The organism is Cellulosimicrobium composti (assembly GCF_009711085.1).
Classification (GTDB): Bacteria; Actinomycetota; Actinomycetes; order Actinomycetales; family Cellulomonadaceae; genus Cellulosimicrobium; species Cellulosimicrobium composti.
Map to the genome: position 1 here is coordinate 129,593 of NZ_WMKA01000007.1, position 11,597 is coordinate 141,189.

At 67.1% G+C, this 11,597-nt stretch carries 8 protein-coding genes and 1 pseudogene; 6 read left to right on the forward strand and 3 right to left on the reverse strand.

Annotated features, from left to right (window positions below; all coding sequences use genetic code 11):
- Nucleotides 1-217: 217 nt before the first annotated feature.
- Nucleotides 218-1,135 (forward strand): annotated as a pseudogene (locus GJV82_RS05285) (ISL3 family transposase); the annotation flags it as partial.
- On the opposite strand, the gene GJV82_RS05290 reads toward GJV82_RS05285, so the two are convergent.
- Genes GJV82_RS05290 through GJV82_RS05300 form a run of 3 tightly spaced genes read right to left on the reverse strand, consistent with a single transcriptional unit; the run spans nucleotide 1,131 to nucleotide 3,733 of the window.
- Complete coding sequence (locus GJV82_RS05290) at nucleotides 1,131-2,078, reverse strand: integrase core domain-containing protein (RefSeq protein ID WP_318657303.1); 948 nt, start codon at nucleotides 2,076-2,078, stop codon at nucleotides 1,131-1,133. The pseudogene GJV82_RS05285 and the gene GJV82_RS05290 sit on opposite strands and share 5 nt — an antisense overlap.
- Complete coding sequence (locus GJV82_RS05295) at nucleotides 2,075-2,392, reverse strand: helix-turn-helix domain-containing protein (protein ID WP_155098471.1); 318 nt, start codon at nucleotides 2,390-2,392, stop codon at nucleotides 2,075-2,077. The genes GJV82_RS05290 and GJV82_RS05295 overlap by 4 nt, the downstream gene beginning before the upstream one ends.
- 15 nt (nucleotides 2,393-2,407) lie before the next feature.
- Entirely contained in the window at nucleotides 2,408-3,733 is a 1,326-nt protein-coding gene (locus GJV82_RS05300; RefSeq protein WP_318657304.1) for an ISL3 family transposase, read from the reverse strand.
- 445 nt (nucleotides 3,734-4,178) lie between these two features.
- Here GJV82_RS05300 and GJV82_RS05305 point away from each other — a divergent pair, with 445 nt between their 5' ends.
- The 5 genes from GJV82_RS05305 to GJV82_RS05325 form a co-directional block, all read left to right on the forward strand.
- Nucleotides 4,179-6,956, forward strand: coding sequence for a type I restriction endonuclease subunit R (locus GJV82_RS05305; protein WP_155098472.1), 2,778 nt, complete (start codon nucleotides 4,179-4,181; stop codon nucleotides 6,954-6,956).
- Nucleotides 6,953-8,230 (forward strand): restriction endonuclease subunit S, encoded by a 1,278-nt coding sequence (locus tag GJV82_RS05310; protein ID WP_155098473.1) that lies wholly within the window; start codon nucleotides 6,953-6,955, stop codon nucleotides 8,228-8,230. The genes GJV82_RS05305 and GJV82_RS05310 overlap by 4 nt, the downstream gene beginning before the upstream one ends.
- Before the next feature lie 53 nt (nucleotides 8,231-8,283).
- Complete coding sequence (locus GJV82_RS05315; protein ID WP_225873103.1) at nucleotides 8,284-9,216, forward strand: GIY-YIG nuclease family protein; 933 nt, start codon at nucleotides 8,284-8,286, stop codon at nucleotides 9,214-9,216.
- Between the two features lie 10 nt (nucleotides 9,217-9,226).
- A complete protein-coding gene (locus GJV82_RS05320; protein ID WP_225873104.1) occupies nucleotides 9,227-10,699 on the forward strand; it encodes a class I SAM-dependent DNA methyltransferase in 1,473 nt (490 codons plus the stop codon).
- A gap of 2 nt (nucleotides 10,700-10,701) precedes the next feature.
- Nucleotides 10,702-11,597, forward strand: an 896-nt coding sequence (locus tag GJV82_RS05325; RefSeq protein WP_155098476.1) for an ApeA N-terminal domain 1-containing protein, incomplete at its 3' end; no start/stop codon positions are given.

The following is an 11,597-nucleotide window of genomic DNA, read 5'->3' on the forward strand; positions in this document are numbered from 1 at the left end:
GCGCTTTGACGCACGCATCCCCGCATACATCGCTGAACACCTCTACGACGAGGCCGCCAGGTCTGGCCGGCCGGTGCGAGAGGTCCTGGCCGATCTCCTGGTCAAGTGGCTCTTCGTAGTTGAGGGTGTAACCGGGGTTCGGGTGGCGGTGGCCGGGTAGGCGTCGAGGTCCCCCGAGGATGGAAGTTCCTACACTGCCCATCCGGAAGACCTCGACGTGTTCAACGCTACCTTCGCCGCGCCCTGCCTTACCACGTTCTGCCGCCTCGACGAGCTCGGCCTCGAGGCCGTGGGCCAGCATCTCGATGCGGATCGGGCGGTGATCGAGTGCCGCGTCGTCGACGACGATCCGTGGTGCCGCAAGTGCGGAGCAGAGGGCGTGCCGCGGGACACCGTGGTCCGCCGGCTCGCGCACGAGCCGTTCGGCCACAGGCCCACGGTCCTGCTGGTGCGGGTGCGCCGCTACCGGTGCGCGCACTGCGGGAAGACGTGGCGGCAGGACACCTCGAAGGCCGCGACGCCGCGCGCGAAGATCTCTCGCGGCGGGCTGAGTTGGGCGCTGACGGCGATCGTCGTCGACCATCTCACCGTCTCGCGCGCGGCCGCCGGTCTCGGCGTGTCCTGGCATACCGCGAACAGCGCGATCATGGCCGAGGGCAGGCGGCGCCTGATCGACGCTCCGGGCCGGTTCGAGGGGGTCACCACGATCGGTGTCGACGAGCACGTCTGGCGGCACACCCGGCTGGGCGACAAGTACGTCACCGTGATCATCGACCTCACGCCCGCCCGCGAGAAGACCGGCCCCGCACGGCTGCTGGACATGATCGAAGGCCGCTCCAAGGCCGTCTTCAAGCAGTGGCTCGCGGGACGGCCGCAGGCATGGCGGGACGGCATCGAGGTGGTAGCGATGGACGGGTTCAGCGGGTTCAAGACCGCCGCCGCGGAAGAGCTCCCGGACGCGGTCCCGGTGATGGACCCGTTCCATGTCGTCCGTCTCGCCGGCGACGCGCTGGACCGGTGCCGGCAACGCGTTCAGCAGGACACGCTCGGGCATCGCGGCCGCGCAGGCGACCCGCTCTACAAGGCCCGCCGCACCCTGCACACCGGCGCCAGCCTGCTCATGTCCCGCGTCAAGCTGCTGGCAGGTTTTGGGTCTCGGGAAAGTTGGGGGTCAGCGGGTCGGCGTAGCCGAGGTGGACTTCCATGGGTCGGTTCCAGGCGATGGTCTCGTGCGGGCGCACGGTGTTGTACTCGGTGCGGTAGTCGTCGGCGTGCGCGACCAACGCGAGGACGTCGTCGACCTCCTCGAGGTAGAGCCGTTCGTACTTCAGGGACTGGAAGCCGCGTTCGCGTGACCCGTTCTGCCCGGGGGTCTTGACCCGGGTGCGCACGTGGCGCAGCTCGGGGTGGGCGGTGATGAACGCTTCGAACCGGAACGAGCGGAACGGGCCGCCGTTGTCCGTCACGATCGTCAGGGCGGGGATCACGTTGCCGTCGTCGTCGCGGGCGCAGGTGTCGATCAGGGGGCGGCTGAACATCGCCTCGTGGTCGGCCAGGGCGAGCTCGATCGCGGCGATCGCGTCGTGCTGGTTCGCCGTCGGGGACACGTGCCAGGGGTGCTCGTACTTGCTCCAGTAGTCCCGGCACCCCGCGATACGCCACGTGCCGCCGGTCGTGGTCTCGAACTCGGAGAAGTCCAGCTGCCACACCTGGTTCGGCCCCGTCGGCTCGGTCGCGAACGCCGCCTTGCGTCGTTGGGCGAGCTGACGGCGTTCTCGCTGGTAGGCGGCCGGCAGGATCAGGCCCTCGTCGCGCAGCAGCCGCAGGATCGTGGCCTGGGAGACCCGGTGCCCGTCGCGGCGCACCATCGCCCAGACCTTGCGGTGCCCCCACGCCGGGTGCGCGAGCGCGTGCCGGCGCGCCGCCTCTCGCGCGCCTTCCCGCGCGGGACGTGGCCACGGTCCCTTCACCGGCGCGCCAGCCCGGGCGCGGGCCTGCCAGCGCCGCCACGACCGCTCGGGCACGCCGATCACCTGGCAGAACCTCGTGGTCGGCATGCCCGCCTGGATGCCGATCACCTCGAGGTCCTCGAAGGGCCCAGCCGGCCCTCCGCGGACTTCTTCCACACCCGGACCTCCAGGTGCGCCTCACCCAGGGCCTGGGTCAACTCGGCGACCTCGGCCTCCAGCTGCTGCTCACGCGTCGAGGGCCCCGACTTCCCCGCCGCCAGGCCCGTCTTGCCCGCCTCGAGGAACGCCCGCTTCCAGTTCCCCACCGACTGCTCAGACACCTTCGCCCGCCGGGCCGCCTCCGCGACGCTGACCTCACCAGCCAGGACCGACAACACGATCCTGGTCTTCTCCTCAGCCGGGACGGCTGGTGGTCTTGCCATGAACGATCAGACTCCTCACAGGTCAGGCCCGCAAACAACAGGCCCTGCCACTAAGTCTGACGCGCGACACAGGAGCGAGCGGGTGATGTAGTGGGTGAGGTTGCGGAAGCCGAGGGCGGAGCCGCGCAGGTGTTCGAGTCGCCCGTTGATGGCTTCGGTTGGGCCGTTGCTGGTGCCGGGTAGGTCGAAGAAGGCGAGTACGTCGGCGGCGCGCTTCTTGAGGGTCCGGCCGAGGGTGGCGAGCTCGGTCAGTGCCGTCGGAACGCCGCTGGCCACCGAGTTGATCACCGCGGTCATCAGGGCGCGGCCCTGGGCCCGGTCGGGGTGGCGGTAGGCGGTGATCATGCGTTGGTAGATGCCCCAGGTCGCCTCGACCTCGACGTGCTCGTCGGTGGCGAACAGTGCCTGGATCCTGGCCGTCTGCTTGTCTGTCAGGAGGTCGGCGCCGGTGTGCAGGGTCCGCCGCGCGCAGTAGAGCGGGTCGCCTGCTCGTCCGCGGTGGCCGTGCAGGTCCTGCTGGACCCGCCGTCGGCAGCGGTCCAGGGCGTCACCGGCGATGCGGACCACGTGGAAGGGGTCCATCACACAGGCCGCGTCAGGCAGTTCCTCGGCCGCGGCGGTCTTGAACCCGGTGAACCCGTCCATCGCGACCACCTCGACGCCCTCACGCCATGCCGTCGGCCTGGCGGCGAGCCAGGTCTTGAAGGTGCTCTTCGAGCGACCCTCGACCATGTCCAGCAGCCGCGCCGGGCCAGTGCCGTCGCGGATCGGGGTCAGGTCGATCACCACGGTCACGTACTTCTCCCCGCGCCGCGTGTGACGCCACACGTGCTCGTCGACCCCGATCACGGCGACGTGGTCGAAGCGAGTGTCGTCGTCGATCAGCAGGCATCTTCCTTCGGCCAGGACGGCGTCGTTCGCGGTGTCCCACGCGACCGCCAACGCCACGGCCACCCGAGCGACCGTCAGATGCTGGACCACCAGGGCAACCAGGGCCCAGCGCACCGCCGCCCGCGAGAGCTTCGCCCTGCGTTCGGCCGCCCTCGACGTGTCCTGGCGCCACACCCGACGGCATCCAGCGCACCGATAGCGGCGCACCCTGATCAGCAGCATCGTGGGCCGCCACCCGAACGGCTCGTGCGCCAGCCGCCTGGTCACCGTCCCCCGCGCGGTGCCCTGCGCGCCGCACCCACGACAGAACAGATCGTCCTCGCGGGCCACGACACGGCACTCCAGCACCGCGCGCTCGGGCTCCAGGCGTTGGCCAACAACGACGAGACCCAGCTCGTCCAAGCGGCAAAACGTGGTCAGGTCAGGGCTGTGGAAGGTAGCGTCGCTCACGTCGAGGTCTTCTGGATGGGCCGGTGTCAGAACCCCCATCATCAGGGGACCTCGACCCATCTCCCGATCCGGTCACGCCACCGCTGCTACACCCTCAGATCGGATGAGCCGCGTTGAGTCCGTTCACCACCGCTGGCTGGTACGGGAGGCGGTACCTGCCCACAACTGCGACGGCCATACCGATCGCCGAATCGGAGGCGAGAGGACTCAGAACCCCGTCCAGGTCGAGGATGAACATGGCCTGACGCGTCACTCGCGACCTCCAAGGATGATCCCAGGGTCTCATCATCAGCCAAGACCGCTGTCGTGTCGGCGTAAGAGTGATCGTTGCTGAAGTCGTGAGACTGGCCGCAGCGCCTGGCGGCGAGGACAGCACGGGCGCATTTCACCCGTCGACGAGTGCAAATCGGGCATCGTGCGTGCTGGTCGGCACTACCGTGTTGCCATGCCCGCGGCCGATGACGCGTCCCGACTTCCTGCTGAGCAGCGCGCTCGCGTACTCATCGACGCTCAGCTTCAGGCTGCGGGTTGGTTCGTCCAGGACGGGGAGGCCCTGAACCTCTTCGCCGGTACTGGCGTCGCTGTGCGCGAGGTCGTCATGGCGCAAGGGCACGGCCGGGTGGACTACCTCCTGTACGTCGACAAGAAGGTCGTCGGCGTGATCGAGGCCAAGCCGGAGGGCACGACCCTGTCGGGCGTGGAGTGGCAATCCGCGATGTACGCCACCGGCCTGCCCGAGGCGCACCGCAAGCGGGCCGTGGAGGTCCAGGGCCGTCTGCCGTTCGTGTTCGAGGCATCCGGTTCGGAGACCCACTTCACGAACGGCTACGACCCACATCCGCGGGCCCGGAAGATCTTCAACTTCCCGAAGCCGGCCACGCTCGGCCGTGTGATGCGCGACGCCGACGCCGACCCGGAGCACCCGACGTGGCGTGCCAAGGTCCAGGTCCTTCCCGAGTTGGACGAGGCTCCGCTGCGCCCGGCGCAGATCAAGGCGATCAAGGGCACTGAGCTCTCACTGGCTCTGCAGCGGTTCGACCGGTCCCTGATCCAGATGGCCACAGGCGCCGGTAAGACGTACACCGCCGTCACTCTGGCGTACCGGCTGCTGAAGTACGGCGGGTTCTCCAAGATCCTGTTTCTGGTCGACCGCAACAACCTCGCCGACCAGACCCTCGCGGAGTTCCAGAACTACACGACGCCCGACGACGGTCGTCGCTTTTCCGAGGTCTACAACGTCGACAAGCTCACCGGCGCGGGCATGCTCGGCTCGTCGAACGTCGTGATCTCCACGATCCAGCGCGTGTTCAAGGTGCTCAACGGCAACGAGGTCCCGGGCACAGACGACCCGCAGCTCGACGACTGGACTCCGGACTCGGCGGTCACGGTCTCCTACAGCCCGGGGATGCCGCCCGAGACGTTCGACCTGGTGATCGTCGATGAGGCCCACCGGTCCATCTATGGCGTGTGGCGTGGGGTCCTGGACTACTTCGACGCGCACGTCGTCGGGCTCACGGCGACGCCGGGCAAGCAGACCTTCGCGTTCTTCCGTCAGAACCTCGTCTCCTCGTACACCTACCAGGAGTCGGTCGCCGATCAGGTGAACGTCGACTTCGACATCTACCGCATCAAGACCAAGGTCACCGACGAGGGCGCCACGCTGCCCGCCGGCGTGTACGTCCCGAAGGTGGACAAGCGCACCCGGGTGCAGCGCATCGAGCAGATCGACGAGGACGTCGACTACACCGCCGGCCAGCTCGACCGTGCGGTCACGAACCCGAACCAGATCCGTCTGGTCCTCGAGACGTTCCGCGACCGGCTTTTCACGGAGATCTTCCCGGGCCGTTCCGCGGTGCCGAAGACGCTGATCTTCGCCAAGGACGACGCGCACGCGGAGCAGATCGTGACCCTGGTGCGGCAGGTGTTCGGCAAGGGCAACGAGTTCGCCGCCAAGATCACCTATGCCGCGAACGATCCCAAGGGTCAGCTCCAGGCGTTCCGTACCTCGGCGAAGCTGCGCATCGCAGTCACGGTCGACATGATCGCCACCGGCACGGACGTGAAGCCGCTGGAGTGCGTGTTCTTCCTGCGGGATGTGAAGACGGCGCAGTACTTCGAGCAGATGAAGGGCCGCGGCGCCCGCACGATCGCCCCTGCCGACTTCCAGGCCGTGACCCCGGACCCGGCCGCGAAGCAGAAGACCCGTTTCGTGATCGTCGACGCCGTCGGGGTGACCGAACACGACTTCGTCGAGCCGCCCCTGAACCGGCAGAAGTCCGTCTCCCTCGAGCAGCTGCTGAAGAAGACGGCGAACCTGACCATCACCGAGGACGAGGTCGCCACCCTCGCCTCACGCCTGTCCGCGCTCGAGCTGCAGCTGACCCCGGACGAGCGGGCCGAGATCGACAAGGTCGCCGGCGGGTCCCTCAAGACGATCGTGCGCGGCCTGGTCGACGCCGTCGACGCCGACAAGCAGGCCGCCGCCCTCCACGACGCCGGCGAAGGCGTCGACCCTGCCCAGGTGATCGAGCAACTCATCGAGACCGCGATCGAACCCCTGGCAGCGAACCCTGACCTACGCACCCGGATCATGGAGCTCCGTCGCACCCACGACCAGATCATCGACGAGTACAACGCTGACGAGCTCATCGACGCCTACGGTGTCGTCGACCCCGAGCGGGCCCGGTCTCTCGTCGAGGACTGGTTCGAGTACCTCACCACCCACCGGTCCGAGATCACCGCGATCCAGATCATGGACGAAGCCAAGACACGCCGCGTGCCGTTCGAGGCCATCAAGGAGCTCGCGGACCGCATCGCCCGCCCGCCGCACAACTGGACGCCGGACCTCATCTGGGCGGCCTACGAGCAGATTGACGCGGGCCACGTACGGCACCGTGACAAGTCCCGCCTCACGGACGTCGTGTCCCTGGTGCGCTATACCCTCGGCGCAGACCCCGAACTGATCCCGTTCGCCGACGTCGCCGCGGAACGGTACGCAGGCTGGCTCCTCGCCCAGGAACAGGCCGGGACCACGTTCTCCGACACGCAAAGGTGGTGGCTTGACCGCATGGTCGACGTGATCTCCAACTCCGCCGGCATCACCGCCGACGACCTCGAACAGGCACCCTTCGACGAACGCGGCGGCATCGACGGCGCACTCCGCGACCTCGGAGACGACGCTGGCGACCTGCTCGAGGAACTCAACAAGGAGCTCACCGCGTGACCGCTCCTGACAGTTGGCGGGAGTCGACGCTAGGCAGTGTCACAACGTCTATCCGCAACGGCATCTTCGCGCGACGCCCCAACGACGACGGACGTGGGACGGCCATCCTGCGGATCTCGGCAGTGAAGGCCGGACGGGTCGACGTGTACGAGCCCAGGTTCGTCGAGGGGATCACCGGCGATCAGGTGGAGAAGTTCGCTGTGAACCCGGGCGACCTCCTCATGACTCGGTACAACGGGAGCCGCCATCTCGTCGGGATTGCAGGTGTAGTACCGGACCATGCCGGGCCGCTCATCCACCCGGACAAACTGATCCGAGTCGTCGTCAATGACGCCGTCGTCGACTCGCGGTTCGTCAACTACCAACTCCAGTCGCAACGCGTGCGTTCCTTCTTGGAGCCACGCATCCGTACCACCGCGGGGCAGTCAGGCATATCGGGGCGCGACGTTCGCGAGATCCCGTTGGTAGTGCCACCGCTCGACGAGCAGCACCGGATCGTCGAGATCCTCGAAGACCACCTCTCACGCCTCGATGCCGGCGCACGAGGTTTGAGTACCGCCGAGGTTCGGTTGGGGCTCGTGATGGATGCGCTCATCGGAGCGGCGCCGGAGCTCAACGAGGCCCCGCTGCGGCCTCTCGGCGACGTCCTGGCCGCACCTCTAGGTAACGGGCGCTCCGTGCCGACGGCGGACGATGGGTTCCCCGTGCTGCGTCTGACCGCGATGCGCGACGGTGTCATCGATCTGTCGGAGCGGAAGGTCGGCGCGTGGACTGCCGAGGCTGCCGCGCCCTTCCTGGTGGCCGAGGGTGATGTCTTCGCGGCACGTGGCAACGGGAGTCTCAGGCTCGTCGGTCGCGCCGCGCAGGTCGTCGAACCGCCAGACCCTGTCGCGTATCCCGACACGATGATCCGCATGCGGCCCGATCCCGCGCGGGTCCGTCCCGGTTACCTGACGGCGGTGTGGAACTCCCGAGTGGTGCGCCGCCAGATCGAGGCGCGTGCGCGCACGACCGCTGGCATCTACAAGGTCAACCAGACAGACCTACGCGGCATCAGCTTCCCAGTGCCGACCATCGACCAGCAGGATAGATTCCTGGTCCGCGTCGAGGACTGGCGGTATGCGGTCGACGGGACGCGAAGGTCGGTAGACAACGCAGAACGTCGAGCCGGTGCGCTTCGTCGCGCGATTCTCGCGGCCGCCTTCTCCGGTCGTCTGGCTGGGACGTCATCCGATGACGACCGCATCGGCGAGCTGGCGGAGGCAGGTGTCTGATGGCGGGCAAGCAAGTGCGACTCTTCCTCGTAGATGGCACACCGGGTGGCCTGATGACGGCCGAGATCATGAACTGGACCGGTCACCTCTTGAAGGGCAAGCGCGAGAAGCTCGGCGAGATCCGGAACCGCGCGGAGGCACGTCGCACGGGCGTCTATCTCCTCCTGGGTGAAGACGTTGACGGAGGACCCCTCGCGTACATCGGGCAGTCGGACGACGTCGCTGGCCGACTCGTCCAGCACGACGCCAAGAAGGAGTTCTGGAACGAGGTCGTGGTCGTAACCTCGAAGGACACCAACCTCACGAGTGCGCACGTGCGGTACCTCGAGTCGAGGCTCATTCGTCTGGCGAAGTCCGTCGGCAGGGTTCCGCTGACGAATGGAAACGAGCCGTCCGGGGGTGCGGACCTGCCTGAGGCTGACGCGTCAGACATGGACTACTTCATCGACCAGGTTCGCATCCTGCTTCCTGTGCTCGGCGTCGAAATCCTCCGGGGGCGAGAGCAGCGCGGGGTGGGTATGACACCCGTGACACCGATTCTCGTTCCGGCCGAACCCTCAGCAGTTGAGTCGAGCCCGATCTTCAGGCTCACGAACCGTGCGGGCGTCAACGCTTCCGCGCAGGTGATCGACGGTGAGTTCACACTGCTCGCTGGTTCGGTCATCCGTGCCGCGATGCGCGATCCGAGCACAGGCTCCGAGAGCACGCTGCGCCACTACGCCTCGCGAGGCGCAATCCACGCGAACCTCGTCGCCGACGCAGCGATCGGTCCAAACGCACAGACAGTGGTCACCGTACGTGATCACGCCTTCAACTCGCCGTCGGCTGCTGCGGCGGTCGTTCAGGGGCACGGCACCGCCAACGGGCGCACGGCATGGGCGACCGAGGACGGGACGACGTTCGGTGCGTGGGAAAGCCGCGGCGTCGAGGACCAAGCTGGCCAGCCCGACGGAAGCAACGAAGAGGAAAGCAACACCAATGTCTGATGCCCGTCGCTTGGTCGACAAGATCTGGTCCTACGCGCACGTTCTTCGTGACGACGGCGTCGGAGTCATCGAGTACACGGAGCAGCTGACGTACCTGCTGTTCCTGAAGATGGCGCACGAGCGCGCGACCCGGAAGCTCAAGCCCGAGCAGATCGTGCCCGAGGAGTACTCGTGGCAGCGGCTCCTTGACGCCGAGGGTGCCGCGCTCGAGACCGAGTACACCCTCACGCTGCAGGGCCTTGGTCGGCAGTCGGGCACGCTGGGCACGATCTTCCGCAAGGCGCAGAACCGGATCCAGGACCCGGCGAAGCTCAAGCGCCTGATCCACGACCTGATCGACAAGGAGCAGTGGTCTCGCGCCGGCACCGACATCAACGGGGACGCCTACGAGTCACTGCTCGCCAAGGGCGCCTCCGACAAGGGATCGGGTGCAGGCCAGTACTTCACCCCGCGCCCGGTGATCTCCGCGATGGTCGACTGCGTCCAGCCCACCGTCGCGGACAGCGTCGTCGACCCAGCCTGCGGTACCGGTGGCTTCCTCCTCGGAGCGCATGAGTATGCGTCGCGTGGCGCGGAGTCGATGACGCCGCCGGAGCGCGAGCACCTGCGCAATGGCTTCGTTCACGGCACCGAGCTCGTCGATGGCACCGCACGTCTCGCCGCGATGAATCTGCTGCTCCACGGCATCGGTGAGGCCAACGGCGACTCCCTCATAGAGGTCAAGGACTCCCTGGCAGCAGACCCCGGCAAGCGTTGGTCTGTTGTCCTAGCGAACCCACCCTTTGGCACGAAGTCGTCTCTGACGATGGTCGGTGCAGACGGCCGCGAGGCCACGGACGACCGATCGGTCGAGCGGCAGGACTTCGTCGTGACGACGTCGAACAAGCAGCTCAACTTCCTGCAGCACATCATGACCATCCTGGACATCAACGGCCGCGCCGCCGTCGTCCTACCGGACAACGTGCTGTTCGAGGGCGGCGCCGGCGAGACGCTGCGCCGCCGTCTGCTCAACGACTTCGACCTGCACACACTGTTGCGCCTGCCGACGGGCCTGTTCTACGCCCAGGGCGTCAAGGCGAACGTGCTGTTCTTCGACAAGAAGCCGGCGTCGGAGACACCGTGGACGTCGAAACTCTGGGTGTACGACCTACGCACGAACCAGCACTTCACGCTCAAGCAGAACCCGCTGACCCGAGCGCACCTCGACGACTTCGTCGAGTCGTACGCACCCGGGAAGGCGCACGAGGAGCGAGTCGAGACCGGCCTGTTCAAGTCGTTCACCTACGACGAGCTGATCGCCCGCGACAAGGTCAACCTCGACATCACGTGGCTGCGGGACGAGTCCCTCGAGGACCTCGACAACCTCCCCGCGCCCGAGATCATCGCCCGCGAGATCGTCGAGGACCTGACCGCGGCGCTGGAGGAGTTCGCGGCGGTCGCCGCGGCCCTTGAGCAGTCAAAGCCTGACGTTGGACCTGTCTGACCGTGGCTGCGAACGACAACGCTCTGGTCGTGGGCAAGTCGCGAATCGGCCTCATGATCGATGGTCTTGCTGAGACGCCGCGGGTGGCGGTGAAGCTTGAGAGGACCCCGGAAAAGGTCGAGGTGACGATCCCGTTCCTCGACGGCCACACGGACATATACCAGTATTGGTTCTCTGGCGGAATCCTCTACGCCGACGACCCAGATAGGACGAAGCGTCGATACGAGCCGCCTAATTCAATCAGCTTCTTCGACGCCAGCGGGGCCGTAGCACTGATTGGGAGCCGAGTCTCCGGCTCCACGATCACACTGGGCGGCACCAACGTAGGCGAAGGCAAGTTGACGTTTGACTACGCGGTCTGCGGTGCGCGGCTGGCACGAGCGTACGAATCGATCAACGGGTTGCGATCAGAAGTCGAAGGGCTCGGCACCTGGATCGGGCTCCGATCACTCAACGCGGAGCGAGAGTTGCGCGACGGCCGGCTGGCGTCCGTCAACCTTCGCCTGCAGTCACCGCCCGCAATTCGCGCGAGCAGGAGGCTCAACGCTGAGTTCCAGTCGAACTGGCGGTACGGACCCGGGACCGGACCGGATGAGACGACGATCACCGAGCGGATGCAGGTTCACACGCAGGTCAAGAGGCCCGTGCCGTGGTCCGAACACCTCAGGGTCCATGTCGCCCTGAGGGACCTTCTTCGCGTCGCTGCGTGGCGCGAGCTGAGTTTCGTGAGCCACGAGGCGCAAAGCTCCGCCGATCCGGTACGAGCGATGAGCGGCAAGGCCGTCGGGGATCAATGGTTGCCCGTCGTTACCTACCGGACGGGGATCCGCGACACTCCCACGAAGCTGAACCGGACAGACTTCGGTCAAGTCCCAGGGAGTGGTGTAGCGGCTGGTGA

What these genes read in the sequence shown, in the direction of transcription:
- GJV82_RS05295 (WP_155098471.1), bottom strand. Translation starts at nt 2,392, where the DNA reads ATGGCAAGACCACCAGCCGTCCCGGCTGAGGAGAAGACCAGGATCGTG.
- GJV82_RS05305 (WP_155098472.1), top strand. Translation starts at nt 4,179, where the DNA reads ATGCCCGCGGCCGATGACGCGTCCCGACTTCCTGCTGAGCAGCGCGCT.
- GJV82_RS05315 (WP_225873103.1), top strand. Translation starts at nt 8,284, where the DNA reads ATGACGGCCGAGATCATGAACTGGACCGGTCACCTCTTGAAGGGCAAG.